Consider the following 26,312-nt stretch of genomic DNA (forward strand, 5'->3'; position numbering starts at 1 on the left):
GCCCGACGCGCGGTGCGCGTCAGGCGGTGGCGGGGTCCGTCGGGGGCGGCGGCGGGGTCGCGGACGACGCCCGGGAGAACCGGGCGAGCGTCGCCGTGATGTTGTCCCGGCCGCCCTGGGCGTTCGCCCAGTCGACGAGCGCGCCCGCGAGCACCTGCGGGTCGTCGCCGACGCGGTCCTGCGTGCTGCGCACGAGGGCCGCCAGGTCGGCCGCGGGGGAGCAGTAGTTCCACAGGCCGTCCGAGCACACGAGCAGCCAGCCGTCGCGGTCGGGCAGGGTCGCGGCCGTGCGGGCCACCGGGTCGGGGGCGTCGGGGCCGAGCCAGCGCGTGATGGCGTGCGCCTGCGGCGACGTCTCCGCCTGGGCGCGCGGCACGCCCTGCGCGATCATCTCCTGCGCCCACGAGTCGTCCACGCTGAGCTGGTGCGCGTCGCCGTCGTCCGGGATCCAGTAGGCGCGCGAGTCGCCCACCCAGCCCGCCACGACGAGCGGCCCGTCCAGGACGGCCGCGACGAACGTGCACGACGGCGGGTTCTCGCGGTCGGCCATCGTGCCGACGGTCGCGAGGATCGCGTCCTGCGCAGCGCGCGACGCGTCGCCGAGGAGCGCAGACCACGCGCCCATGCGCGCCGAGGCCTCGCCGGTCACGGGGTCGGGCCCGTCGGGGCCGCGCGCCGCGAGCACGTCGCGCGCGGCGCGCGCCGCGGAGAGGCTCGCGACGTCGGAGTCGGGGGCGGAGGACACGCCGTCGCACACGACGAGCGCCGCGAACGCCCGCTCGGCGGTCGCGGACGGGCTCGCCGCCAGGGCCATCGCGTCCTCGTTGCGCGAGTGCCGCACACCTCGGTCGCACACGCCGGCGACCCAGCTCGCGGGCCGCTCGGCCCAGTGGTCGCGCTCCGACGCCGCGGGCTCGCCGCACTCGGTGCAGTACCCGTCCTCGGCGACCCGGCCGCCGCAGCGCACGCAGGGGCGCACACCGCTCTCGGCCGCGTCGCCGCCGGTCTCGGTGGAGGCCTCGCCCGACGGCGCGGCGGTCCCGGCGGCGGTCACGCTGTCGGACCTGGGCCCGCCGTCGCCGGTCCCGGCTGCTGCGGGGTCCGTCGCGGCATCGGGTGCGGTGTCGGCCGCGGCGCCGGTCCCGGCGTCCGGGTCCGTCGCCGTCGGGAGCGGGGCGAGCGGGGTGCCGCACGCCTCGCAGAACCGGGCCCCCTCGGGCGACGGCTCCCCGCACGCCGGGCACGCGAGCACGCCGCTCGGCTCCGCGACCGTGCCGCCGGGCGCGGGTGCGGGTGCGGGGGAGTCGCTCATCGGATCGTCCACCGGCGCACCTCGTTCGCGCGGTCCACGAGCGTGATGCGCTCGTCCCGCGAGTCGGTGAGCGACGCGAGCTCGCGGTATGCGCCCTCGAGCGCGTCGCGCAGCGCGGGCTCGTCGGCGGGCACGCCCGCGATGCGTGTGGTCGGCTCCGGGCCGGAGGTCGTCACGGTGTCGAGCGCGGAGCGCAGGACGCCCACCGCGAGCTCGGCCCGCTCGCGCGGTGCGATCGCGACGGTCGAGACGCTCGCCATGGCGTCGGCGAGCGCGGGCAGCCCGCGGCCCGAGGCGGCGAGCAGGTGCGCACGGAGGGTGCGGGACTCGACGTACGACCCGCGCGTCGGGCCGACGAGGTCGAGCGCGTGCAGCGCGCCGTCGAGGTCGCCGCGCGCCTCGCGCACGCGCATGAGCCCGAACGCGGCCGGCGCGGTGTAGTTCGCGTCGGTGCGCGCGCAGATCACGTAGAGCGACTCGGCGATGTCGGGCTCGCCGCTCAGCTCGCAGGCCGCGGCGAGCGCGAGCTTGGGCGCGAGCTCGCCCGGCACCTGCCCGTACACGGCGTTGAACGACGCGCGCGCCGCGACCGGGTCGCCCTGCGCGAGCTCGCCGAGGCCGCCGATCCACGCGGCGCGCCACTCCCACGGGTCGTCCGCGAGGATGGTCGCGATCGTGTCGCGCAGCACGTCGAACCGCTCCGCCTCGATCGCGGCGCGCGCACGGGCGAGGCGCACCTCGACCGTGTCCTCGGGCGCGTCGGCGAGCGCGGCGAGGCGCGCGTCCGGGTCCACGACGTTGACCCCGGCGAGCCAGCTCGCCATGGGGTCGTGGTCGTCGCGCCGCAGCGTCGGCAGCTCGTCCCAGGCGAGCGGGCGGGACGCGACGTCCGCGACCGGCGCCTCGAACAGGACCGAGGCCGCCGAGTGCAGCGCCGGGTTGCCCGGGCCGGCGTCCGCCGCCACGACCTCCCGCAGGACGCCGAGCAGCTGGGTGCGCATCTCGTCGGCGGTCGCGAACCGGTCGGCCGGGTCGAGCGCGCACGCCTTGGCGAGCAGGCGGTAGAACGAGTCGTACTGCTGGAACACCGGGGTGTCCGCGACGGGCGGGAGGGACGCGACGTACGTCGTCGTGTTCCCGCGGAAGTCGAGGACGAGCGTCGCGAGGGTGCGGCCGATCGTGTAGATGTCGGACGCGACCGACGGCCCGACCTCCGCGACCTCGGGCGCCTGGTAGCCGACCGTGCCGAAGATCGCGGACGTGAGGTCGTCGGTGCGGCGCACGCCGCCGAGGTCGATGAGCTTCACGCCGTCGCCCTGCTGGATGACGTTCTCCGGCTTGAAGTCGCAGAACAGCAGGTTGTGGTCGTGCAGGTACGCGAACGCGGGCAGGATCGCCAGCACGTAGGCGAGGGCCTGGTCCACGGGCATCGGGTCGATGACCCCGTTGTTGTCCTCGCGGCGCTGCTGGAGGATCTCCTTGAGCGACTCGCCGCCGACGTACTCCATGACGGTGTAGCCGGCGCCGTCGTGCATCGCGAAGTTGTAGATCTCGACGATGAGCGGGTGCTCGACCTCCGCGAGGAACTGGCGCTCCGAGATCGCCGCCGCGTACGCGTCGGGGTCGCCGGAGTTGAGCAGGCCCTTGAGCACGACCCACCGGCCGGACACGTTCTGGTCGCGCGCGAGGTAGATCCAGCCGAGGCCGCCGTGCGCGAGGCAGCCCACGACCTCGTACTGGCCGCCCACGAGGTCGCCCGGCTTCAGCTGCGGGGTGAAGTCGAAGCGGTTGCCGCAGTGGGGGCAGAACCCGGAGGTGCGGCCGGGCTGGCCGTCGCGCCCGCGGCCGACCTTCTCGCCGCACGCGGGGCAGAAGCGCTTGCGCTCGGCGACCTCGGGCACGGCCATGACGGACTGCAGCGGGTCGCGGACGGGCACCGACGGGACCGTCGTGAGGCCCGCGCCGAGGCCACGCCCGCGCAGGCGCGTCGAGGAGGTCCCGACGCGACGGGTCGCCTTGGAGCCGGTCGCGGCGGTGCGCGCGGAGCCGAGCGCGGTCGACGCGAGGCGGCTCGAGCTCGTGCGGCCGGTGCGCGTCGAGCGCTCGGCGTCGGGGTCGCCCGCCCCGGCGGTGCCCGGGCGGCCCTGCACGAACCCGGTGCCGAGCATGGCGGACGGCGAGGCGGCGGCCGCGCTCCCGGGCGCGGGCACGCCGGTGGTGCCGCTCGCGGCGGGCGTCGGCGTGGTGCCGGAGCCGCCCGCGGGCGCGCCGCAGACGTTGCAGTAGCCGTCCTCGATGGTGCCCGGGCAGCCGGGCTCCGAGCACGGGACGGTCGCGGTGGTCGTCACGACGACGCTCCTTCCGGGGTGGGCAGGTCGCGGGTGAGGAACTGGTACTGCTCGACGAGGAACCGCGCGAGCGTCACGTCGCACGGCGTCGTCTCGACGGCCTCGCGCGCCTCGGCGAGGCCCGAGCGCACCGTGGGGGACGCCGAGCGGCCGTTCGCGTCGGCCCGCGCGGCGAGCCGCTCCAGGCTGTACCGCAGCTCGGCGCGGGCGCGCAGGGGACGGGTGTAGGCGTCCTCGACGGTCTCGACGGCGCGGGCCACGGTCGCGAGCCGGGCCGCGTAGGCGTCGAGCTCGAACCGCGAGTCGGGCACGGGGCCGAGGCGCGAGACGTCCGGGACGGCGAGCCGCGGCGGGTGCGCGATCTCACGGCGGCAGCGCGCGACGAGCTCGCGCAGCGCGGGCTCGCGCGCCTCGAGCGCGGCGCGCTGCTCCTCGGTGCGGGCGCGGTCGCGGCGCAGCTCGCGACGCTGCGCGGACGCGACGATGAGGTCGCGCTCGGCGCGCGCGACCTCGGTCTCGAGCTCCGCGAGCGGGCCCGACACGTCGGCGCCGCGCGCGGCCTGCGCGACGAGGTGGTCGAGGCGCCCGCGGAGCGTCTCGACGCGCCCGCGCGCGTCGGCGTCCGAGCCCGCAAGGTCCTCGCAGCGCACGAGCTCGGCGCGCACGCCGCGCAGCCGCGCCACCTGGTCGGCCGTGTGCGGGTCGAAGGACAGGCGCGTGCGCAGCTGCACGACGAGCGCGTCGCACAGCTTGACCGCCTCGACGAGCGAGACGAGCGCGGCGCCCGAGCCCGAGTCGAGCCGGCCCCACAGGAGCTGGGAGATCTTCTCGCGCGCGACGGCGTCGGCCCGGCCCGAGTCCCACACGGGCCGGATCTCGTCGGCGCGCGAGCGGATCGCCTGCCACAGCGACAGCGCGAGCACGAGGTCGGCGGTGTAGGCGTCGGGCGTCGCGGCGGCCTGCGCGGCGGCGTCGAGCCGGTCGAGCTCGGTGCGGCGCTCGTCGAGCCAGGTCTCGAGCGCGCCGAGGTACGCCAGGAGGTCGGCGGCGGGGATCGCCTCGCCGAGCCGTCCCGGCGCCTCGGGTGCGGGGGAGCGCGTCACGGCGTGCGGCCGTACACCGCGGCCGGCGGGGTCGGGGCGGGGCCCAGGCCGCCGAGCCACTCGCCGTAGATCGCGGCCCAGCGCCCGTCGGCCTTCATCTGCTCCAGGACGCCGTTGACGAACCGCACCATGTCGACGTTCTGCGCCGGGACGCCGATGCCGTAGGGCTCGTCGCTGATCGCCTCGCCGACGACCTTCGCGTACGGGTCCTGGGCCGCGAAGCCCGCGAGGATCGTGTCGTCGCCGGTGATCGCGTCGACCTTGCCCTGCTGGAACAGCACGAGGCACTGCGTGTGCGTGGTCGCCGGGACGGGCTCGATGCCGGAGAACTGCTCGAGGCGCGTGAGCGTCGTCGTGCCCTCGGGCGCGCACACGCGCTGGCCCTCGAGGTCCGCGATCCCGTTCGCGGTCGAGTCGCGCGTGACGAGCACCTTCTGCCCCGCGTGGTAATACTCCGCGGAGAACGCGATGGACTCCCAGCGCTCGCAGTTGATGGTGAACGCGCGCGCGACGAGGTCGACCTCGCCGTTCTCGAGCACCTCGAGCCGCTGCCCCGACGTGATGACGCGGAACTGCAGCCGGTCGGGGTCGCCGAAGATCGCGCGCGACACCTCGTGCAGCACGTCGATGTCGAAGCCCTCGATCTGGCCGGACAGCGGGTTGCGCGCGCCCATGAGCAGCGTGTCCGCCGAGACGCCGACGACGAGCGTGCCGCGGTCGCGGATCGCGGCCATGGTGCTGCCGCCGGGCAGGGCGTCCGGGCCGGGCAGAGCGCCCTCGGGCGCGTACGAGGCGAGCGGGTCGGCGCACTCGGCGGGTGCGGCGGGCGCCGCGGGGGACTCCGTGGCCGACTCGTCCTGCGGGGTGGTCGTCAGGCGCAGGTCCTCCGCGCCGGACGGCCCGGAGCAAGCGCCGAGCGTCAGCAGCGCGACGAGCGCCGAAGCCAGCCCGGTCGTGACGACACCGGCGTGGCGCGCGCGCGTGCCGGTGCGGCGGGTCCCGGCGGGCCGGGCGTGGGGGGCAGGCGTCGTGGTCACCGGTACTCCTCCAGTCGTGCCGTCACGCCGCGCCACGCGAGCAGCGCCGCGACGAGCCCTGCCGCGAGCAGCAGCCAGCCCGCGACGGTGGCCGTGGTCGCCGCGCCGTCGAGGCGGTCGCTCGTCGCGGCGGCGTGGGTCTCGATGTCGTCGCGCGCCGCGGCCGAGAACGCGTCGAACGCGGCGTTGGGGCTCTCGGGGTCGGTCGCGGTCGCGAGGGCGACCGCGTCGTCCCACTGGCCCCCGTCGTCGAGCGCGCGGATCTCGGCGTGCCGCGCGACCCAGGCGTCGAGCGCCTGCGCCGTCGTCCCGTCGAGGTTGCCCTCGGCCGCCGCGGTGTCGAGGCGTGCCGCCGCGTCGTCCGTCGCGGCGACGAACGACTCCTCGTACGTCTGGCCCGAGCCGCGCTTGATGAGCGTGAACGCCTCCATGGACTTCGCGTCGTTCGCGAGCGAGTAGGCCTGCGACGCGGCGAGCGTCGCGGCGTAGGGGCCGGTCCGCACGTCGTGCGCGCGGGCGCTCGCCTGGGAGAGCAGGACCGTCGAGACGACGCCCACGACGAGCAGCACGGCCGTGGCGACGGCGAGCCCCACGTTGAGCACGCGGTGCGTGCGCCGCGCGAGCCAGACCTGGCTCGCGAGGAGCACGGCGAGGGCCAGCAGGCCGGCCGCGAGCACCCACAGCGCGTTGCGCACGCCCGAGAAGTCCGCGGCGACGCGGTCGGCGTCGTCGAGCACGACCTCGTCGAGCGCGGGGAGCATCTGCTCGCGCAGGATCGTCGAGGCCTGGTCGAGGTACGCGGACCCGACGGGGAAGCCCTGCCGGTTGGTGGCGCGCGCCTGCTCGACGAGGCCCGTGTAGACCGTGAGGTCGGCGGCCACCTGACCCAGCAGCGCGGCGTCCGCCTCGTTGCTGCCCGAGAGCGTGGCGAGGCGGTTCGCGGCCTGGTCGACGAGCTCGTCGTACCGCGCGCGCTGGTCGGCGGGCTCGAGGCCCCCGACGAGGAACGCCCCGGTCGCGGTCGCGTCCGCGGCGACGAGCGCGTTGCGGACCTCCTGGACCCCGACGAGCTGGGCCGCGTCCTCGCTCGCCGCGGCGAGGGCGCGCGACTGGAGGCTGCCGGCCTGGAACCCGAGGACGCCGAGCGCGAGCGCGGCGAGCACGCACAGCGCCATGACGAGGCGCAGCTTGCCGGGCGTCCGTCGCAGCGCGCCGCGCGCGCGGGACACGGCGGCGCCATGCGACCCCTGCGGGACGACGGCGCCCCCGCCCGGGGCGGTCAGGGCACCGCCCGGCGCGGGTCCGCCGGCCGGGACGATCTGCTGGCCCGCCGGGCGGACCGGGGTGGTCGTCATGCGTTCTCCTCGGCGCTGGAGGGTGCGGTGTCGGGTGCGTCGTCGGTGCCGTCGGCGGTCTCGGGGGCAGGGGACTCGGCCGGCGCGTCCTCGGGTGCCGGCGGGTCGAGCGTCGCGAGGAGCGCGGGAGCGCCCTCGCCGTCCACGAGGTCGACGGGCAGGAGCAGGCGCAGCTCGTCGATCGTCGGGGCGTCGACGTCCTTGAGCCGCCACGCGTGGCGCGCGATCGCGGCGTCGAGCACGTTGCGGGCCCAGCGCGCGTTGCCGAACCCCTCGGTGCGCGGCTGCGCCGCGGCGAGCCGGGCGAAGACGTCGAGCGCCTCGGGGGTCGGCTCGAAGTCCGCCCGGGAGGCCATGCTCGCGAAGATGTCGCGCAGCTCGGCGTCGGCGTAGTCCTCGAACGTGATGGTCGTGGAGAACCGCGACTCGAGGCCGGGGTTCGTCGCGAGGAAGTCGGCCATCGGGCCGGGGTAGCCCGCCACGATGACGACGAGCTCGTCGCGGTGGTCCTCCATGTCCTTGACGAGCGTGTTGATCGCCTCGGCGCCGTACTGGTCCTCCGCGAGCCCGTACGCCTCGTCGACGAACAGGACGCCGCCGAGCGCGGTCGCGACCACCTCCGACGTCTTCACGGCCGTCTGCCCGAGGTAGCCCGCGACGAGCTCCGAGCGGTCGACCTCGACGAGGTGGCCCTTCTCGAGCAGCCCGAGCGCGCGGTAGATGCCCGCGACGAGCCGCGCGACCGTCGTCTTGCCCGTGCCCGGGTTGCCGAGGAACACGAGGTGACGCGTGAGCGTGGGGCGGGTCAGGCCCGCCTCGGTGCGCAGCTTCTCGACGCGCAGCAGCTCGGTCTGGCGGTGGATCTCGTCCTTGACGCGCGTGAGGCCCGTGAGCGCGTCGAGCTCGGCGAGCAGCTCCTCGATCGAGCGCGCGTGCTCCTCCTCGACCGTCGCCTCCGCGGCGGTCTCCATGGCCGTCTCCGCGCTCCCGGCGGTCGCGTCCGCCGTCGTGCCCGACGGCGGGGCGGGCGTCGTGCCGGACGGCGCGGTCCCGCCCCCGGTCCCGCGAGCACCGAGCGCGTCGAGGATCGACGCGACGGACGGGACCTCGGGGGCCGGGCGGCGCAGCGCGTCGAGCGAGCCCTGCGCGGCGAGAAGGTCGCCGAGGTCGAACGGGTCCGCGCTGCCCGTCGTGCGGGGTGCGGCGAGCGGGCCGCCCGCGGCGGACGTCGGGCCTGCTGGCGCGTGGGTCGCAGCAGGGGCGGCCACCGGGCCGGCTCCGGCCTGCTGGACCGCGGCGGTCGAGGCGGCGGCCCCGGCGACGTGCGGGCCGGGGGAGCCGAGGCGCGCAGCCGCGCGGGCGACGTCGGCGAGCGCCTGCCCGTACGCGGTCGCGTGCTTCGAGCGCGCTGCCCCGAGGGCGGCGAGGACGTCGGTCGGGGACGTGCGCCAGCGCCGGGCGCTCGACGCCGCGGTGAAGAACGCGCCCGTCGCCGCCGGGTCGTGGCCCAGCGCGGCGAGCCACGCCGCCGGGGCGCCGGGGGAGGACTCGGCGACGGCCGCGGCGAGGCGCGCGCCCTCGTCGCGGGCGGCCTCCTCGTCGACGCCCGCGGTACGCGCGGCGGCGTCCAGCGCGTCGAGCGCCGCCGCGAGGGTCGGGGTGTCCGGGGTGGTCACGGTGCCTCCAGTCGTCCGGGCTCCGACGGCGGACCCGGCTGCGGCGTGCCCCGGCCCGCGCCGGGGTCGAGCGCGATCGACGAGTCGCGGAACTTCTCCGCCAGGAACGCGCCGTGCGCGACGAGGGCCGCAGCGTCGGCCCGCGACACGGCGTCGGAGATCTTGTCGAGCGTCACGCCGAGCAGGTCGAGCTGGTCGCACAGCAGCATGAGCGACGTCTTGCCCTGCGCGACGACCCGTCGGTCGGCGAAGTCGCGCGGCAGGCGCAGGTAGGCGCCGACGGCCTCGGGCAGGTAGCTCGTCGCCGTCGCGACGACCGTGTGCGCCTGCTGCGACCCGCCGCCGAGACGGTCGAGGCGCGGGACCATCTCCTCGACCGTGCCGGTGATGCGGTGCACGCGCGCCGTCACGGCGGGCGGCACGCGCCCCTCGATCTGCTGCTCGACCCGCTCGACCGACGCGAGGATGTCGGTCGACGTGGGCGGGGCCGGCAGCTCGTACTCGGGCTCGGGCGCGGAGGACCGGCCGCCGAGGCGGCCGATCACGTCGGAGAACCAGCCCATCTAGCTCGGGGTCCGATCTGTGGTGCGGGGAGGGGTGGTCGAGGGACAGCGCGTCACAGCCGGCCGATGTCGAGCGAGCCGCTGCCCGCCTGCGACTGGTCGGAGCGGCGCGCGCGGTCCAGGTACTCGTTCGCCTTCGTCGTCTCCGTCTCCAGGACGCCGATGGTCTGCGCCATGGAGTCGAGCGCCTGCGTCTTGAACGTCGAGATCGAGTCGAGCGTCGCGTAGATGTTCGCGAACGCCTGCTGGAGCTGCGGGAGCCCGACGGTCGCGCTCGCCGCCTGCTGCTGGATGCTCGCCGACTGGTCCGCCAGCATCTTCGAGGTCGACGCGATCATGTTCGACGTCGTCGTGTTGAGCGCCGTGATCTGGTCGAGCACGAGCTTCTGGTTCGCGAGCGCCTGCGCCACGATGACGGCGGTGCGCAGCGCCGAGATCGTCGTGGTCGTCGCGCGGTCGACGCCCTTGATGAGCTCGAGGTTGTTCTTCATGATGATGTCCATCGCGAGGTAGCCCTGGATGGACACCGCGAGCTGCGTGAGCAGGTCCTGGTGCTTCTGGCGCACGTAGAACAGCACGTCCTCGCGCAGCGCCTGGGCCCGCTCCGGGTCGCTCGCCTCGATCTCCGCGATCTTCGTGGACAGCTCGGTGTCGAGGCGCTCGGCGATGAAGATGTACTGGTTGAGCCGCGCCATCGTGTCCCAGAGGTTCTGCTTCTCCAGGTTGAGCGCCGCGTTGTCCTTGCGGAGCTCGTCCTGGCCGTTGTACAGCGACTGGACGATCGCGTTGAGCTGCTTCTGCGAGCTCTCGTAGCGGCGGAAGTAGTCCTGGAGCTTCCCGCCGAACGGGATGAGGCCCAGGAACTTCTTGCCGACGCTCGCCTCGCTCGGGTCGAGGTCCTCCACGGTGCGGCGCAGCTCGAGCAGCGACTTGCTCACCTTCGAGCTGTCGGACACGCCGCCCTCGCGCAGCTCCTTGACCGGCATCTCCAGCATGCGGTTGGAGACGTCGGCCGCGGCGCGGATGTCCTTGTCGCCCATCTTGCGGACGTCGTCCGCCTTCGCGCCGAACTCGGGGGAGCGGGTGTCCGTGGTCAGGAGCTGGTCGAGGTAGGACGACACCTTCGACTCGAGACCCGGGATGGCCGCCTCGTCGATGCGCGGCGCGAGCGCCGGGGCCTGGGTGGCCGCGACCGGCTTGACGGGCTCCGGGGCGCTGAGCGTGAGCGTCTCCGTCGGGGCGGGGGGCTGGAGCGGTGCTGCCTCGGTCATGTCGGTCCTTCGCTCGTGCGTGCCGTCGGACGCCGTCGGTGGCGGGTGGAGGACGCCCTCGCGGGCTCCCCCCTCGACCCGGGCGAACCGGGTGGAACCGGCCTGCGCCGGTCGGGCGAGTATATCTACGACCGGTGGCCGGATCTTTACCCTTTCCGGGGATCGGGAGGGTGAGAACTCCCCATGTCAGACCAACGTTCGGGCGGTCGGCGAGTTCCGCTGTCGGCTCGCGCGGGCACGTTCCGGGGACGCCCGGCTGTGCCGGACGTGAGCGGGACCCGGACGGCTGACGAGCCCTGGTCGCGGCCCACCTGCGACCGTCGGTCGCTCAGGGTCGGCGATCTGGTCCTTGCGCTCCGTCGACGGCACGAGGCTCCCGCTCCTGCCGACCGGACGTGAAGGCCTCCATCACGAGCTCCGCCGCTCGCACGTTCTCCTCGGGCACGTGCTCGTCGTAGAACCAGGTGCGCTCCTCGCCGTCGGGGGTGAGCGCGACGGTCACCGCTTCCGCGAACGCCTCCCGCGCGGGACGGAGGGTCGGCCGCTCGCGGTCGAGCTCGACGACGACGAGGTCCCGGAGGTCGTCCTCGGAGAGACCCAGCAGCGCGTCGAGCACGTGCCCGAGCTCGTGCCGCACCGTGGTGCGGACGTGCTGCTCGAGCAGCTCTCCGTCGACCGCGTCGCCGTCGTCACCGTAGGCGGCGACGTCCTCGACGATCCAGACCCGCGGCGCCTCCCCGGGCCGCACGACCGCGTCGGCGAAGCCCCACCACCCGACGCCGCCCGGGACGAACCGCCACCGCACGTCGCACACCGGAAGCCCGCGCGCCCCGAGCCGCTCGATCTCCTCCCACGCGATCGCGTTGACGACGCCCGCGACGTCGTCGGGCACGCACGACGTCCCGGGCGTCACGGGGGAGTAGGCGGCGAAACGTGGGGACGGGGCGGTCGCGGGCAGGTCGGCGCTCGCGGTCGAGCCGACGAGCGTGGCCGGGACGGCCAGGAGGAGGGCAGCGCAGAGCGCGCGACGGCGAGCGTGCCCCCAGCGACTCACGTACCGGAGGGAGGGACGCGCGCCGTTCCTGATACCCGGGTGAGGAAGAGCGCTGCCTCTGCCGGCACGAGCGTGTGGGGACCGTCGCGCCGCAGGCCCTTCCAGGCTCGCCCGGGCGTGATGTGCGTCGCGCGGGGGTCGCGCGTGGTGCCCCGAGCAGGACTCGAACCTGCAACCTACGGATTAGAAGGCCGTTGCTCTATCCATTGAGCTATCGAGGCGCGCGCCCATCGTAGTGGGAGCCGGGCGTGCTCGGGAGGTGGGGCCGCGGTGGTGGAGCCGCAGGTCGGGTGGTCGTGCGTCGTCCGGCGCGTGCGTTTGGCGGGGCCCTCGACAGCGGTCACTATGAACCAGTGAGAACCCCAGACGCCGCCACGAGCGACGCGAGCGCCACCTCGGCCGGCCGGTCGCCGGGCTCGTGGCGCCCCGCTCAGGCGACCGAGGAGCTCGGTGTCACGGTCTTCGACGTCGCGCGCGACCTGCGCCGCGACGTGGCGGACGTGCGCCTCCCGCTCGCGATCGACGGTGCGACCGAGGCCGACGCCTCGCGCCGTCGTCTGCTCACCCAGCTCGACGAGCACCTGCTGCCGCGGCTGCGGGAGCTGTCCTCGCCCGCGATCGTGGTCATCGCGGGGTCGACGGGGGCGGGCAAGTCGACGCTGTACAACTCGCTGCTCGGCGAGGAGGTGTCGCAGGCGGGCGTGCTGCGGCCCACGACGCGCGAGCCGGTGCTCGCGTTCAACCCGCTCGACGCGGACGTCATCGTCGAGGGCCCGGTGACGCGCGTGGCGCGCGTGATCGACCACGACGGCGTGCCGCGCGGCACGGGCCTGCTCGACGCCCCGGACCTCGACTCGCTGCTGTCGGAAAACCGCGACACGGCCAGCCTGCTCCTCGAGGCGGCGGACCTGTGGCTGTTCGTCACGACGGCGTCGCGCTACGGCGACGCGCTGCCGTGGCAGGCGCTGTCGCGCGCGAAGGAGCGCGGCGCGAGCGTCGCGATGGTCCTCAACCGCGTCCCGCGCGAGACGCTCACGACGATCCGCGGCGACCTGCTCCAGCGGCTGCGCGACCACGGCATGGACGGCGTGCCGCTGTTCGTCGTGCCCGACGTCGGCCCGCACGAGGGCCTGCTCGACCGCTCGGTCGTCGCGCCGGTCGCGCGCTGGCTGACGATGCTCGCGGGCCCGGACCGCTCCCGCGCGGTGATCGTGCGCACGCTCAAGGGGTCGCTCGCGGCCCTGCCCGACTGGGTCACCGGCGTCTCGGACGCGGTGGAGGAGCAGGTCGAGGCCGCGGCGGACCTGCGCTCCGCCGTCGAGCGGGCGCTGCCGCCGGTGCAGGAGACCGTGCGCCGCACCGCGCTGGACGGCGCCGTCGCGCACGGGTCGCTCGAGGCGCGCTGGGCCCAGGTGACGGGTGCCGGGCGCGTCGACCGCGTCAAGGTGCGGGGCGGCGTCGTGCGGTCGTCCCGCCGCCGGGGCCGCGCGCGCGACCTGGTGCTCGCACCGCTGCTCGACGAGACGCGCGACGCGGCGCGGCGCACGCTCGCCGCTGACGGCGTCCTCGCGTACGAGGCGCTGCGGGCGGCGCTCGACGGCGACCGCCCGCTGCCCGGCGGGGCCGACGTCCTGCCCGCCGAGGACGCCGCCGCCGCGCGCCGGGAGGCGTCCGCGACGACCCAGGTGCAGCAGTGGGCGACGCGCGCCGAGCACGTGGTGGCCGCGCTCGGGGCGCCGTCGGCGTCGGAGGCGGGCCGTGCCGCGGTGAAGGCCTTCGGGGAGACGGGCGTCGCGGCGCTGCTCCTCGCCGGCGCGGCAGGGAACGACGACGCCGCCCGGCTCGTGCGCACCGTGCTCGCGGACGAGGGCGACGAGGCGGTCGCCGCGCTGCGCGACGACCTCGCCGACCGGGCCGCGACCATGGTCGAGCGGGAGGCCGAGCCGGTCCTCACGACGCTCGCCGACCCCGCGCTCGCCGCGGACGCCGCCGTCGGCCTGCGCCTACGACTCGCCGAGCTGAGGAGGCTCATGTGACGTCCCACGACGCCCAGCTGCGCGCCCGGGTCGACGACCTCGCGCGCGCGGTGGACCTCGCGGGCGACCGCCTCGACCCCGCCGTCGCGGCCCAGGTGCGCGACGCGATCGGCGGCGTGCGCGAACGGCTCGCGCTCGGCGTCGACCACACCGTCGTCGCGCTCGCGGGCGGCACCGGGTCGGGCAAGTCGAGCCTCTTCAACCGGGTGTCGCGCCTCGATTTTGCCGACGTCGGCGTCAAGCGGCCCACGACGGCCCGGGTCACGGCGTGCTCGTGGAGCGACGCCGCGACGGCGCTGCTCGACTGGCTCGACGTCGACCCCGAGCGTCGTATCACGCGCGACGGCGAGCTCGACGCCGAGGACGAGTCGGCGCTCGGCGGCCTCGTCCTGCTCGACCTCCCCGACCACGACTCGATCGAGCCCGCCCACCGCGCCGTCGTGGACCGGGTGCTGCCGCTCGTCGACCTGCTCGTGTGGGTCGTCGACCCGCAGAAGTACGCCGACGACGCGCTGCACTCGGGCTACCTGCAGAAGTCGACGGGGCTCGAGGGCTCCATGGTCGTCGCGCTCAACCAGATCGACACCGTCCCCGAGGCGCGCCGCGCGTCGCTCGTCGAGGACATGGGCCGCCTCCTGCAGGAGGACGGGCTCGACGGCGTCTACGTCACCACCGTCTCCGCGCGCACCGGCGAGGGCCTGGACGAGCTGCGGTCGCTGCTCGAGCAGGCGGTCGCGCGACGCAGCGTCGCCGCGAGCCGCGTCGCGGGCGAGCTCGACCGCGCCGGGGCGCTCCTCCTGGAGCAGCTCCCGGGCGACGTCCCGTGGACGATGAGCACGGCCGTCGAGGAGGAGGTCGACGCGCTCGCCGACGCGACGGGCCTCGCCGCGGTCGCGGGCCAGGTCGGCGCGGCCGTGCGCAACGGGTACGGGCGGCCCGAGTTCTCGCCGCCGCAGCCCGACGCCGTCGCCCTGTCGCGCTCGCGCTGGCTCGCGCGCGCGGGGCGCTCGCTGCGGTCCGGCTGGCAGAAGGCCCTCGACGAGGCCGTCGCGCCGTCTCCGCGCGTCGCCGAGGCGACGCGGTCTGCGCTCGCGAAGATCCCCCTCGACACGCGCGGGCCGTCGTCCTCGCGCCCCACGCGGCGCGCGGCCTGGTCGGCGCTCGCGGTCGGGGTCGTGGCGGGCGTCCTGGCGGTGCTCGGGTCGCTGCGCGTGCTCGACCTCGGGCGCACGCTCGTCACGGTGTGCGCGGTCGTGGCGGCGGTCGCCGTCCTGGGCGCCGTGGTCGCGTTCCTCGTCGCGCTCCAGGTGCGGCGCACGCTCGCCCGACGCCGGGAGCAGCAGGTCCTCGCCTCCGGGCGGGGCGCGATCGAGCGCGTCGTGCAGGACGCGATGGGCCGGCCCACCCAGGAGCTCCTCGACCTGCACCGGCAGGTGCGCGAGCTGGCGCAGTCCGCGCGGGACAAGACCCCCGCCGCACCGCTCACCGGGGCCCTACGGCTACCCCCAGGCATGGACGGCGCAGGCTCGTCCACAGGCGAGGGCCCGACGCCGGACGCCCCCGCCGCTCCCACCGCACCCTGAGGCGGTGGCCGGGACCAGCCCGGCCGTCGACCTCAGGAGGAACCATGCCCGGTGACGTCACGGTCACGCTGTCCGGCTTCGTCGCGACCACGCCCACGCTGTTCCGCTCGCAGTCGGGCAACGACTTCACGAGCTTCCGGATCGCCCAGACCCGGCGCTACCTCGACCGCGAGCGCGGCGAGTGGGTCGACGGCCGCACGCTGTGGTTCACGGTCAAGGCGTGGAAGAACACCGCGCGCAACGTCGCGCTCTCGCTCCACAAGGGCGACCCGGTCGTCGTCACGGGCCGGCTCTCGCTCGACGAGTGGGACGGCCCGGACGGCCCGCGCACGAGCCTCGTCGTCGAGGCGACGGCGCTCGGCCCGGACCTCACGCTCGGCGAGGCGCGGTTCACGCGCACGGTGCACCGCCGCGACGACGACGCCACGCGCCGCACCGAGGGCGGCCCCGCCGACGCGGTCGACGGCGTCCCGCCCGCTGCGGCCGGCACGCTCGACCCGACCGGGGTGCCCGACACCTCGGGCGGTGTCGAGTCGGGCGCGGGGCCGGGCGTCGGCGGCCGTGAGCCCGTCCCCGGCGAGCCCGCGCTCGACGAGCCTGCCGACGACGACCCGTGGGCGGCGGCGGACGTCGCCGCAGCGCTGGGCGGGGAGCCCGACGCGTCGGGTGCCCGCGCGCCGCGTGCCCGCACCGCCCGGAAGGGGAGCGCGACGGCGGCCGCCTGAGCCGTGGGACGGGGCGGCGTCGTGACCTTCGACCGGTCGCGGCGCCGTCGGGCGCATCCCGGCGGCCCGACCGCGTAGGCTGAGTGGTCGACGAATCCCGTACCTCTCCCGACCGAAACGGTGGAACGACAGGCTGTGGCTGAGTTCATCTACTCCATGTACAAGGCGCGCAAGGCGCACGGAGACAAGGTCATCCTCGACGACGTCTCCCTGAACTTCCTGCCCGGCGCCAAGATCGGCGTCGTGGGCCCCAACGGCGCCGGGAAGTCCACGATCCTCAAGATCATGGCCGGCCTGGACACGCCCTCGAACGGTGAGGCGCGCCTCTCCCCGGGGTACAGCGTCGGCATCCTGCTGCAGGAGCCGCCGCTCAACGAGGAGAAGACGGTGCTCGGCAACGTCCAGGAGGCCGTTGCCGACATCCTCGCCAAGAAGCAGCGCTTCGACGAGATCTCCGCGCTCATGGCGGAGCCCGACGCGGACTTCGACGCGCTCCTCGCCGAGATGGGCACGCTCCAGGAGGCGATCGACGCCGCCGACGCGTGGGACCTCGACTCGCAGCTCGAGCAGGCGATGGACGCGCTGCGCTGCCCGCCGCCGGACGCCGACGTGTCGGTGCTCTCCGGTGGTGAGCGACGCCGCGTCGCGCTGTGCAAGCTCCTGCTCGAGAAGCCGGACCTGCTGCTGCTCGACGAGCCCACGAACCACCTGGACGCCGAGTCCGTGCTCTGGCTCGAGCAGCACCTCGCGACGTACCCGGGCGCGATCCTCGCCGTCACGCACGACCGCTACTTCCTCGACCACGTCGCGGAGTGGATCTGCGAGGTCGACCGTGGGCGCCTCTACCCGTACGAGGGCAACTACTCGACGTACCTGGAGAAGAAGCAGGAGCGTCTCCAGGTCCAGGGCAAGAAGGACGCGAAGCTCGCCAAGCGCCTGAAGGACGAGCTCGAGTGGGTCCGCTCGAACGCGAAGGGCCGCCAGACCAAGTCGAAGGCGCGTCTCGCCCGCTACGAGGAGATGGCTGCCGAGGCCGAGCGCACGCGGAAGCTCGACTTCGAGGAGATCCAGATCCCGCCGGGCCCGCGCCTGGGCAACCTGGTCCTCGAGGCGACGAACCTCCAGAAGGGCTTCGACGGCCGCCAGCTCATCGACGGTCTGAGCTTCACCCTGCCGCGCAACGGCATCGTCGGCGTCATCGGCCCGAACGGCGTCGGCAAGACGACGCTGTTCAAGACGATCGTCGGGCTCGAGCCGCTGGACGGCGGCGAGCTCAAGGTCGGTGAGACCGTGTCGATCTCCTACGTCGACCAGTCGCGCGGCGGCATCGACCCGAAGAAGACGCTGTGGGAGGTTGTGTCCGACGGCCTCGACTTCATCAAGGTCGGCAACGTCGAGATCCCGTCGCGCGCGTACGTCGCGTCGTTCGGGTTCAAGGGCCCGGACCAGCAGAAGCCTGCGGGCGTCCTGTCCGGTGGTGAGCGCAACCGCCTCAACCTCGCGCTGACGCTCAAGCAGGGCGGCAACCTCCTGCTGCTCGACGAGCCGACGAACGACCTCGACGTCGAGACCCTGGGCTCGCTCGAGAACGCGCTGCTCGAGTTCCCCGGCTGCGCCGTCGTGGTGTCCCACGACCGGTGGTTCCTCGACCGCGTGGCGACCCACATCCTCGCGTACGAGGGTACGGAGGAGAACCCGGCGAGCTGGTACTGGTTCGAGGGCAACTTCGCCTCCTACGAGGAGAACAAGGTGGAGCGTCTCGGCGCGGAGGCGGCCCGCCCGCACCGCGTGACGTACCGCAAGCTCACGCGCGACTGAGCGACCGTCGTCGCACGGCTCGGCCACGACGCCGGGCGGGACCCGTTCCCGCCCGGCGTCGGCCCGTCCAGACCTCCAGGCGCCCCGCCGTCAGGACCTCGGCGGTCCAGCGGGACGGACCGTCCCCGCCGTCCGTGGCGGCTCGGCGGCGCGGAAAGGCGTTGACGCCGCCTGTCGGAGGTCGCGAGGATCCCTCGGCATGACCCTCGACCTCGCCCCCTCGCGCGTGCGCCCCTCCTGGCCCGACCTCCCGGCGGCGGTCCGCGCTGCCGTCGAGACCCGGCTGGGTGCCGGCGTCTCGGGCTGGACGAGCCACGACGGCGGCTACTCGCAGGGGCTCGCGTCGACGCTCCGGACCGACGCGGGCGACGTGTTCGTCAAGGCGGTCGGGCCCGAGCACCCCTTCACCGCCGACCTGTACCGGCTCGAGGCGCGGACCGCGCGGGCCCTGCCCGCCGGGACACCGGCGCCTGCGCTCCGCTGGGTGCTCGACGACGACCTCGACGGCGTGGGCACCTGGGTCGCCCTGGCGTTCGACGCCGTGCCCGGCCGGGCCGTCGCCACGCCGTGGCGTGACGACGAGCTCGCGGCCGTCGCGGACCTCGCCCGCGGCATCGGCGAGGTCGAGGTGCCCGCCGACTCCCCGCTCCCGCGCTTCGCGGACACGGTGGAGTGGCGCGAGTGGGAGGACCTCGCGGACCGTCGTCCGGCGGGCCTGGGTACGTACGACCCGTGGGTCGCGGACCGCCTCGACCCGCTCGCCGTGCTGGCGTCGGCGTGGCCCGAGGCCACGGCGGGGGACCACCTCGTCCACGGCGACCTCCGGGGCGACAACACGGTGCTCGTCGACCGTGCGGCCGTCGCGGTCGACTGGCCGTGCGCCGCGCGGGGTGCCGCGTTCTGCGACGCGGTCGGCATGCTCCCGGCCGTGCAGGTCGAGGGCGGTCCGCCGCCCGAGGAGGTGCTGCGGCGTCACCCTCTGCCGCGCGACGTCGAGCCCGACGCCGTGACCTCCTACCTCGCCGCGCTGACCGGCTACTTCCTCAAGTCCTCGCTCGACCCGGCGCCGCCGGGCATCCCGCACCTGCGCGCGTTCCAGCGGGCGCAGGCCGAGGTCGGGGTCGCGTGGCTCCGGCACCGCCTGGGGGAGTGACCCTCCGCGAGACCGGCTCGTGCGGTCGCGGTCGACCCTCGCAGGGGCGGTCTCGACCCGTGCGCGTCGATCTCGCCGGGTGCGGGGGACGGCCGTGCCGTGTCCCATCGAGCCTGGCCAGCGGCAGTCCGGCAGACTGACGGGATGACGGCCAGCGGTGACTCCGGAGACGACGCGGTCCGTCCGGACGCGCCGACCCCCGACGGCCCTCGTCCCGACGGCCCGCGCCCCGACGCGCCGCGCGCCGGCGGGGTCGCGGCGAGCGCCTCGGCGACCACGGGGCTCGTCGAGGCGCTGGAGATCCTGCGGGGGCGGCTCGCCGCCACGCGGCTCCCGCTCGACCTGCCCGGCGCGGCGCTCGCGCGCGAGGACCTCGGCCTCGCGGTCCACCAGCTCGACGACTACCTGCTGCCCCGGCTGCGCTCGCACGCGGCGCCGCTGCTCGTCGTCGTCGGCGGGTCGACCGGAGCGGGGAAGTCGACGCTCGTGAACTCGCTCCTCGGCGAGCACGTCTCGGCGCCCGGCGTGCTGCGCCCGACGACGCGTGCGCCCGTCCTCGTGCACCACCCGCTCGACGAGCGCTGGTTCTCGACCGACCGCGTGCTGCCCGGGCTCGCGCGCGTGAGCGAGCACGGCACCCGGTCCGCCGCCCCCGGCACCCCGACCGGCACCGCGACCGGTCCCGGTACCGGGGCCAGGCCCGGCGAGCCCGCCACGCCGCCCGACCCGACGCGCACGCTGCGCCTCGTGGCGAGCGACGCGCTGCCGCAGGGCCTCGCGCTCGTGGACGCGCCCGACGTCGACTCCGTGGAGACGGCGAACCGCGAGCTCGCCGCGCAGCTCCTCGCCGCGGCCGACCTGTGGCTGTTCGTCACGACGGCCGCCCGCTACGCCGACGCCGTCCCGTGGGACCTCCTGCACCGAGCCGCCGAGCGCCGTGCGCAGGTCGCGATGGTCCTCGACCGGGTCGACCCGGGCACCGAGGCCGTGGCGGACGACCTGCGCCGGATGATGGACGAGAACGGCCTCGACGCCGCGACGCTCTTCGTCGTGGGAGAGTCCGAGCTCGTCGACGGCTTCCTCCCCGAGCGGGCGGTCGCCGCGGTGGCGTCGTGGCTGTCCGCGCTCGGGGCGGACGGCGACGAGCGGGACCGGGTCGCGACCGCGACGCGCGACGGGGTCGTGGACGACCTCGTGCGCCGGGCGGTCCTCGTGGCGGGTGCGGCCGACGCGCAGGCGGCGTCGGACGCGCGCCTGCGCGCCGTCGTCGAGCGCGCGTACGACGAGGCGGCGACGACCGTGGACGCCGCGACGAGCGACGGGGCGCTGCTGCGCGGCGAGGTGCTCGCGCGCTGGCAGGACTTCGTGGGCACGAGCGAGCTGTTCCGCTCCGTCGAGCAGGGCGTCGGTCGGGTCCGCGACGCGCTCGCGGCGTTCTTCCGCGGGCGGCCGGCGCAGGCGCCACAGGTCGAGCAGGCGATCGCGCACGGCCTGGAGGCGGTGGTCCTGGACGCGACGGACGTCGCGGCCGAGCGCGCCTACGGCGGGTGGCGCGCGGACCCCGCGGGGTCGGCCCTGCTCGACGGGCTCGACCTGGCGCGGTCGTCCGCGGGCGTGCGGGTGCGCGTCGCGGAGGAGATCCGGGGCTGGCAGTCCGACGTCCTCGACCTCGTGCGCGAGCAGGGAGCGGGCAAGCGCGGCGCCGCGCGGGCGTTGTCCTTCGGCATCAACGGGCTGGGGCTGAGCCTCATGGTCGTGGTGTTCGCCTCGACCGGCGGTCTGACGGGCGCCGAGGTCGGGATCGCGGGCGGGACGGCGATCCTCGCGCAGAAGCTCCTGGAGGCCGTGTTCGGCGACGACGCCGTACGGCGTCTGACGCGGACCGCGCGCGAGCGGCTCGCGGAGCGGGTGCGCGTGGTGCTCGACGACGAGGCGCTGCGCTACACCGCGCAGCTCGACGCGCTCGGGACGGCCGACGCCGACGAGACCGCCCGCTCGGTCCTCGAGGCGGCGCGCGCGGTCGAGGCCGCGGCCCGGGTCGAGCGGTCCGCACGCCCCGCCGTCGCGGCCGGTGTAGACGGCCGGACCGCCGTGGGCCGGCACGCCGCGCGCCTCCTGCGCGGCGCGGGGTGGACCCCGCCGCCTCCGGACGAGCCCGTGGCCGCGCCGGGGGACGAGGCGGCAGAGCCGGCCCGGCGGCCGGGGTTCTGGCGCCGCCTGCTGGGGGGTGAGCAGGCATGACGATCGACCTCGCGGCGCGCACGACCGCGCTGGAGACCGCCGTGCGCGCGGGGGAGGGGCGCGTCGACGCCGACCTGCTCGCCGACGCGCGGACCGTCGTCGCCCGCGCGCGAGAGCGGGCCGGGCTCTCGGCCGACCACACCGTCGTCGCGCTCGCGGGCGCGACCGGCTCCGGCAAGTCGTCGGTGTTCAACGCGCTCGCGGGCACCGAGCTCGCGACGGTCGGGGTGCAGCGGCCCACGACGTCCCACCCGCTCGCCGCGGTGTGGGGCGCGTCGGGACCGGCCGCCGGCCCGGCGGGACCGGCCGCCCTCCTCGACTGGCTCGAGGTGCGGCGACGGCACGAGATGGGCACCCCGCTCACGTCCGGCGACCCGGGCGACGCGCGCGCGGGCGGGGGCCTGCGCGCGCTCCTGCGCGGTCGCCGCGCGGGCGAGCTGACGAGCGGCCTCGTGCTGCTCGACCTGCCCGACCACGACTCGGTCGTCGTCGAGCACCGCGTGCGTGCGGAACGCCTCGTCGAGCGGGCCGACCTGCTCGTGTGGGTCGTCGACCCGCAGAAGTACGCGGACGCCGCGCTGCACGAGCGCTACCTGCGCCCGCTCGCGGGGCACGGGTCGGTCGTCGTCCTCGTGCTCAACCAGGTGGACCGGCTCACGCCCGCCGACGCCGACGCGTGCCTCGCCGACCTGCGCCGGCTCGCGGCGGAGGACGGGCTCGCCGACGCGCGCGTGCTCGGCGTCTCGGCCCGCACCGGCCAGGGCCTGGACGAGCTGCGGGGGCTGCTCGCGGACGCCGCGGCCCGGCGGCGCGCGTCGAACGACCGGCTCGCGGCCGACGTGCGCGCGGTCGCGCGCCGCGTCGCGGCGGCGTGCGGCGAGCCCGTCCCGGAGCGGGCGGCGCGCCGCGCGCGCGACGGCCTCGTCGACGCCCTGGAGGCCGCGGCGGGCGTCCCGACGGTCGTCGCCGCCGTGCGCGGCTCGGCCGTGCGGGACGCGCGCGCCGCGACGGGCTGGCCCGTGACGCGCTGGGTCGGCCGGTTCCGGCCCGACCCGCTGCGCCGCATCGGGCTGCGCACCGGCCCTGCGCCGGGCTCGGCGCGCGCGCGGGCGGCGAAGGAGCTGGGCACGGCCGAGACCGCGAGCCGGCCCGAGCTCGCACGGACCTCGCTCCCGGCGGTCGGCGCCGCGCTGCGGGCCGGCGCCCAGACGGCGGTGCGCGACTACGCGACCGAGGCCACCGCGGGCGTGCCGGACGACTGGGCGCTCGTCGTGCGCCGTCGGGCGTCCGAGGGTGCGGCGGACCTCGCCGACGCGCTCGACCAGGCCGTCGCGGGGACCGAGCTCGAGGCGGCCCGCCGTCCGGTGTGGTGGCGCGTCGTCGGCGCGTTCCAGTGGCTCGTGCTCGCGGCGCTCGTCGTGGGCCTGCTGTGGCTCGCCGCGCTGTGGGGGTTCACGTACCTGCGCCTGCCCGAGCCGCCGACGCCGGTCCTCACGCTCGGCGGCCCGGGCGCCCCGGAGCTGCCGTGGCCGACGCTGCTCGCGCTCGGCGGGATCGTTGTGGGTGTGCTCGTCGCGCTCGTGTCCCGCGCCGCGGCCGCGGTGGGCGGACGACGGCGGGCGGCGCGCGCCCGACGGCGGCTGCGCGACGCCGTCGGCCAGGTGGCCGACCGGCTCGTGCGGCTCCCCGTGGGCGAGGAGCTCTCCGCGCTCGCGAGCTGCCGCGCCGCGGCCCTCGTCGCCGCGTCCTGACCGTCCGACCTCCAGTCGCCGAGCACGAGGTTGCTGTCGTTCTGGGCGCCAGGACGACGGCAACCTCGTGCTCGGCGCGGAGGAGCCTCGTGGTCGGCGGGCCGGTGGAGAATGGACCCGGTCCGGTGACCGGGGCACCTGTCCCGCCGGTCGCGCCGGGCCGCACCGTCGAGCGAGAGGACCCTCCATGACCCGTCTGCACGTCCCCGTCTCCCTGCGGTGGTCGGACCTCGACGCGTACGCGCACGTCAACAACGTCGAGATGTTCCGCCTGCTGGAGGACGCCCGCATCACCGCGTTCTGGACCCACCCGGACGCGGGCGAGGACGCCTGGCCGACGGCCGTCCTGGAGACCGGCCCGCACGCGACGAGCCACACGCTCGTCGCGCGCCAGGAGATCGAGTACCTGCGCCCGCTCGGCTTCACGCGCACGCCCGTCCGCGTCGAGCTGTGGATCGGGCACCTCGGCGGGGCCAGCCTCGAGGTCTGCTACGAGGTGCACGACGGCGCCGCGCGCTTCGAGCGCACCGGCCCCACCTCGGGCGGCGCCCCGTACGCGAAGGCCGCGACGACGATCGTCGTGGTCGACGCCGCGACGGGCTCGCCCCGGCGCATCAGCGAGGCCGAGCGCGCGGCGTGGGAGCCGTTCGTCGAGGAGCCCCTGACGTTCCGCCGGCGCCGCTGAGCCCTCGGAGCGGCGGCGTGCGTCGCCGCTCCGGTCAGCCCGGCTCTCGGTCGTCGCGCGGCCGGTCCGCGGAGGGACGACCGCTGCGGGCGGCGCGCTCGGCGGCCTCGGCGACGTTGCGCTGCATGCCGCCGAACACCACGCCGTGGAACGGCTTGACGGCCCACCAGTAGAGCTGGCCCGCGAGCCCGTGCGGGTGGAACAGCGCGCGCTGCGCGAAGTAGGTCCGGCCCGGCCCGCTGGCGTCCTCCGGCGAGGGCCCCGGGGCGTCGGGGTCCGTCGCGTCGGGGAGCTCGGCCGCCGCCTCGTCGACGCGCAGCTCGAGCCACGCGAGGCCCGGGAGCCGCATCTCGGCACGCAGCAGCAGCCGGCGGCCGGGCTCGATCGCCTCGACGCGCCACCAGTCGAGCTCGTCGTCGACGCGGAGGTAGCGCTCGTCGCGCCGGCCGCGGCGCAGTCCCGGCCCGCCGACGACCCGGTCCATGAGGCCCCGCACGCGCCACGCGAGCGACCACGAGTACCAGCCGCCCTGCCCGCCGATCTCCTCGATCACGCGCCAGAGCACCTCGCGCGGTGCGTCCACGACGGTGCGGCGCTCGTCCACGTAGAGCGAGCCGCCCGCCCAGTCGGGGTCGCTCGGCAGCGGGTCCGACGGCGCCCCGGGCACCGACGCGGACGACCAGCGCGTCGTGACCTCGCCGTCGTGGATGCGCTCGAGCGCGAGCTCGACGGCCCGGTCGAACCCGATGAGCCCCTCGGGCGGGTCGGGCACGTACTGCGCGATGTCGTGCTCGTGGCACACGACCTCGTGCTGGAGCGACTCGACGAGGGGTCGGGCGATGCCGCTCGGCACGGGCGTGACGAGCCCGACCCAGTGCGACGACAGCCGGGGCGTGAGCACCGGCACGCTGACGATGCGCCGTCGGGGGAGGTTCGCCACGCGCGCGTACCGCTGCATCATGTCGCGGTAGGTGAGCACGTCGGGGCCGCCGATGTCGAAGCCGCGCGACACGTCGTCGGGCATCGAGGCCGAGCCGACGAGGTAGCGCAGCACGTCGCGGACCGCGATCGGCTGGATGCGGTTGTCGACCCACTTCGGGGTCGTCATGGCCGGGAGCCGCTCGGTGAGGTAGCGCATCATCTCGAACGACGCGGAGCCCGAGCCGAGGATGACCGCGGCGCGCAGGACGGTCGTCGGGACGCCCGACGCGAGCAGGATCTCCCCGACCTCCTTGCGCGACGCGAGGTGCGGCGACAGCTCGCCCTCCGGCACGTCGGGGAACAGTCCGCCGAGGTAGACGATGCGCCCCACGCCGGCCTCGCGCGCCGCGCGCGCGAACGTCAGCGCGGTGCGCCGGTCGCGGACCTCGAACGTGCGCCCGGTGCCGAGCGAGTGCACGAGGTAGTACGCCACGTCGGCGCCCTGGAGCGCCGCCCGGATCTGGTCCAGGTCGCTCGCGTCCGCCTCGACGAGCTCGACGTCGTCCGCCCACTCGCGGCCCGCGAGCCGCTCGGGGTGCCGGGCGAGCGCACGGACCTCGAAGCCGGCACGGAGCAGCTCGGGCACGAGCCGCCCGCCGACGTACCCGGTGACCCCGGTGACCGCGGCCCTCATCCGAGGAGCTCCAGGACCTCGCGCTCGGCGCGTGCCTGCGAGCGCGTCGACCCGATGGTCTCGCCCCGCTCCCACAGGTCGAACAGCCGCGGGTCGATGTACGACGAGCGCGCCACGGCGGGCGTGTTCCCGAGCTCCTCCGCGACGTCCTTGACGATCCCCGTGACGACCCGGCGCCGGGCGCGCTCGGACGCGGGCGCCGTGCCGGCGTCGGCCAGGGCGCGCGCCGCGAGCACCGTCGCGTGCCACGTGCGGAAGTCCTTGGGCGTCGCGTCGTCGCCCAGGCGCTCCTTGATGCCGGCCTGGACGTCGGCGCTCGTGACGTCGTGCCACACCGCGCTGCCGGTCGCGTCCACGTCGCGCCACGCGAGCAGCTCGACGCCGCCCCGGCGCCGCTTGAGCGTCGTCACGAGCTCGGCGACCACCGGGTCGTCGACGATCACGTCACGCACCTGGCCGGACTTCGCCGGGTAGTGGAAGTGCACGCTCCCGTCGCGGCGGACGCGCGCGTGCTCCTTGCGGATCGTGGCGAGGCCGTAGCTGTTGTTCTGCTTCGCGTAGATCTCGCCGCCCGCCCGGAAGTACGCGAGGTCGAGCAGCCGGAACGCGAGCGCCAGCACCTTGTCGCGCGGCATGCCGGGGAGCTCGAGCTCGCGCGCGACCCGGCGCCGGGCGGCGGGCAGGCGACGGCCGACGTCGAGCACGTGGTCGTGCTTGCGGCGGGCCCGCCGCACCTGCCACTGCTCGTGGTAGAGGTACTGGCCGCGCCCGGCGACGTCCCGGCCGAACGCCTGGATGTGCCCGTTGGGGTACCGGCAGATCCAGACGTCGGACCACGCGGGCGGGACGGCGAGGCGCTCGCACCGCGCGACCTCCTCCTCGTCGGCCAGGGGCAGGCCCTCGACGTCGAGGAACACCCACGCGTCGCCCTTCGGGCGGCGGGTGTACCCCGGCGAGGTCACGGTCACGCGGCGCAGTCGCACCAG

General features: G+C 75.9%; 19 protein-coding genes and 1 tRNA gene. 8 read left to right on the forward strand and 12 right to left on the reverse strand.

Annotation, left to right across the window (positions count from 1 at the left end; genetic code table 11):
- Nucleotides 1–19: 19 nt before the first annotated feature.
- The 10 genes from BXA05_RS18655 to BXA05_RS18700 form a co-directional block, all read right to left on the reverse strand.
- Complete coding sequence (locus tag BXA05_RS18655) at nt 20–1,312, reverse strand: PP2C family protein-serine/threonine phosphatase (protein WP_076406676.1); 1,293 nt, start codon at nt 1,310–1,312, stop codon at nt 20–22.
- A complete protein-coding gene (locus tag BXA05_RS18660; protein ID WP_076406678.1) occupies nt 1,309–3,660 on the reverse strand; it encodes a serine/threonine-protein kinase in 2,352 nt (783 codons plus the stop codon). Before BXA05_RS18660 ends, BXA05_RS18655 begins: the two co-directional genes overlap by 4 nt.
- Nucleotides 3,657–4,763: a hypothetical protein gene (locus BXA05_RS18665; RefSeq protein ID WP_076406680.1), complete on the reverse strand. Its 1,107-nt coding sequence runs from the start codon at nt 4,761–4,763 to the stop codon at nt 3,657–3,659. Before BXA05_RS18665 ends, BXA05_RS18660 begins: the two co-directional genes overlap by 4 nt.
- Nucleotides 4,760–5,800, reverse strand: coding sequence for a glutamate ABC transporter substrate-binding protein (locus BXA05_RS18670; RefSeq protein ID WP_244550520.1), 1,041 nt, complete (start codon nt 5,798–5,800; stop codon nt 4,760–4,762). The genes BXA05_RS18665 and BXA05_RS18670 overlap by 4 nt, the downstream gene beginning before the upstream one ends.
- Nucleotides 5,797–7,155 carry a GlnX family signal transduction membrane protein gene (locus BXA05_RS18675; RefSeq protein WP_076406682.1) on the reverse strand — a complete coding sequence of 453 codons (1,359 nt, stop codon included), beginning with the start codon at nt 7,153–7,155 and terminating at the stop codon, nt 5,797–5,799. Before BXA05_RS18675 ends, BXA05_RS18670 begins: the two co-directional genes overlap by 4 nt.
- A complete protein-coding gene (locus BXA05_RS18680) occupies nt 7,152–8,831 on the reverse strand; it encodes an AAA family ATPase (protein WP_076406683.1) in 1,680 nt (559 codons plus the stop codon). Before BXA05_RS18680 ends, BXA05_RS18675 begins: the two co-directional genes overlap by 4 nt.
- The gene (locus tag BXA05_RS18685; protein WP_076406685.1) at nt 8,828–9,394 is read right to left on the reverse strand and encodes a hypothetical protein; all 567 of its coding nucleotides are present in this window, start codon (nt 9,392–9,394) and stop codon (nt 8,828–8,830) included. Before BXA05_RS18685 ends, BXA05_RS18680 begins: the two co-directional genes overlap by 4 nt.
- A 53-nt stretch (nt 9,395–9,447) precedes the next feature.
- Nucleotides 9,448–10,665, reverse strand: a complete 1,218-nt coding sequence (locus tag BXA05_RS18690; protein WP_021482025.1) for a toxic anion resistance protein — start codon at nt 10,663–10,665, stop codon at nt 9,448–9,450.
- 328 nt (nt 10,666–10,993) lie between these two features.
- Nucleotides 10,994–11,719 (reverse strand): hypothetical protein, encoded by a 726-nt coding sequence (locus BXA05_RS18695; protein ID WP_076406687.1) that lies wholly within the window; start codon nt 11,717–11,719, stop codon nt 10,994–10,996.
- A 145-nt stretch (nt 11,720–11,864) separates the two neighbouring features.
- Nucleotides 11,865–11,940, reverse strand: a tRNA-Arg gene (locus BXA05_RS18700).
- Nucleotides 11,941–12,072: 132 nt separating this feature from the next.
- On the opposite strand from BXA05_RS18700, the gene BXA05_RS18705 reads away from it, so the two are divergent.
- From BXA05_RS18705 to BXA05_RS18740, 8 genes are all read left to right on the forward strand, one after another.
- On the forward strand, nt 12,073–13,755 hold the full coding sequence (locus BXA05_RS18705; protein WP_076406689.1) for a GTPase: 1,683 nt from the start codon (nt 12,073–12,075) through the stop codon (nt 13,753–13,755).
- Entirely contained in the window at nt 13,752–15,338 is a 1,587-nt protein-coding gene (locus BXA05_RS18710; protein WP_076406691.1) for a P-loop NTPase family protein, read from the forward strand. Before BXA05_RS18705 ends, BXA05_RS18710 begins: the two co-directional genes overlap by 4 nt.
- Before the next feature lie 44 nt (nt 15,339–15,382).
- Nucleotides 15,383–16,063, forward strand: a complete 681-nt coding sequence (locus BXA05_RS18715) for a single-stranded DNA-binding protein (protein ID WP_076406692.1) — start codon at nt 15,383–15,385, stop codon at nt 16,061–16,063.
- A 135-nt stretch (nt 16,064–16,198) separates the two neighbouring features.
- Entirely contained in the window at nt 16,199–17,881 is a 1,683-nt protein-coding gene (gene ettA, locus BXA05_RS18720) for an energy-dependent translational throttle protein EttA (protein ID WP_076406694.1), read from the forward strand.
- Nucleotides 17,882–18,080: 199 nt separating this feature from the next.
- Entirely contained in the window at nt 18,081–19,034 is a 954-nt protein-coding gene (locus BXA05_RS18725) for a phosphotransferase family protein (protein WP_076406696.1), read from the forward strand.
- A 144-nt stretch (nt 19,035–19,178) separates the two neighbouring features.
- Nucleotides 19,179–21,275, forward strand: coding sequence for a dynamin family protein (locus BXA05_RS18730; RefSeq protein WP_083712036.1), 2,097 nt, complete (start codon nt 19,179–19,181; stop codon nt 21,273–21,275).
- On the forward strand, nt 21,272–23,026 hold the full coding sequence (locus tag BXA05_RS18735) for a GTPase (RefSeq protein WP_076406698.1): 1,755 nt from the start codon (nt 21,272–21,274) through the stop codon (nt 23,024–23,026). The genes BXA05_RS18730 and BXA05_RS18735 overlap by 4 nt, the downstream gene beginning before the upstream one ends.
- Nucleotides 23,027–23,213: 187 nt before the next feature.
- Nucleotides 23,214–23,711 carry an acyl-CoA thioesterase gene (locus BXA05_RS18740; RefSeq protein WP_043658693.1) on the forward strand — a complete coding sequence of 166 codons (498 nt, stop codon included), beginning with the start codon at nt 23,214–23,216 and terminating at the stop codon, nt 23,709–23,711.
- 34 nt (nt 23,712–23,745) lie between these two features.
- Here the strand turns inward: BXA05_RS18740 and BXA05_RS18745 are convergent, their stop codons facing one another.
- Nucleotides 23,746–25,326 carry an SDR family oxidoreductase gene (locus BXA05_RS18745; RefSeq protein WP_076406699.1) on the reverse strand — a complete coding sequence of 527 codons (1,581 nt, stop codon included), beginning with the start codon at nt 25,324–25,326 and terminating at the stop codon, nt 23,746–23,748.
- Complete coding sequence (locus BXA05_RS18750; protein ID WP_061268575.1) at nt 25,323–26,312, reverse strand: DNA topoisomerase IB; 990 nt, start codon at nt 26,310–26,312, stop codon at nt 25,323–25,325. The genes BXA05_RS18745 and BXA05_RS18750 overlap by 4 nt, the downstream gene beginning before the upstream one ends.

Origin of the sequence: Cellulosimicrobium funkei, from assembly GCF_900155925.1 — a bacterium.
Classification (GTDB): Bacteria; Actinomycetota; Actinomycetes; order Actinomycetales; family Cellulomonadaceae; genus Cellulosimicrobium; species Cellulosimicrobium funkei.

Excerpts from the sequence above, each read along its gene's own strand:
- BXA05_RS18730 (WP_083712036.1), top strand. The coding sequence starts at position 19,179 with ATGACGGCCAGCGGTGACTCCGGAGACGACGCGGTCCGTCCGGACGCG.
- BXA05_RS18735 (WP_076406698.1), top strand. The coding sequence starts at position 21,272 with ATGACGATCGACCTCGCGGCGCGCACGACCGCGCTGGAGACCGCCGTG.
- BXA05_RS18675 (WP_076406682.1), bottom strand. The coding sequence starts at position 7,155 with ATGACGACCACCCCGGTCCGCCCGGCGGGCCAGCAGATCGTCCCGGCC.
- BXA05_RS18745 (WP_076406699.1), bottom strand. The coding sequence starts at position 25,326 with ATGAGGGCCGCGGTCACCGGGGTCACCGGGTACGTCGGCGGGCGGCTC.
- BXA05_RS18725 (WP_076406696.1), top strand. The coding sequence starts at position 18,081 with ATGACCCTCGACCTCGCCCCCTCGCGCGTGCGCCCCTCCTGGCCCGAC.
- BXA05_RS18655 (WP_076406676.1), bottom strand. The coding sequence starts at position 1,312 with ATGAGCGACTCCCCCGCACCCGCACCCGCGCCCGGCGGCACGGTCGCG.
- BXA05_RS18685 (WP_076406685.1), bottom strand. The coding sequence starts at position 9,394 with ATGGGCTGGTTCTCCGACGTGATCGGCCGCCTCGGCGGCCGGTCCTCC.
- BXA05_RS18690 (WP_021482025.1), bottom strand. The coding sequence starts at position 10,665 with ATGACCGAGGCAGCACCGCTCCAGCCCCCCGCCCCGACGGAGACGCTC.
- BXA05_RS18740 (WP_043658693.1), top strand. The coding sequence starts at position 23,214 with ATGACCCGTCTGCACGTCCCCGTCTCCCTGCGGTGGTCGGACCTCGAC.
- BXA05_RS18715 (WP_076406692.1), top strand. The coding sequence starts at position 15,383 with ATGCCCGGTGACGTCACGGTCACGCTGTCCGGCTTCGTCGCGACCACG.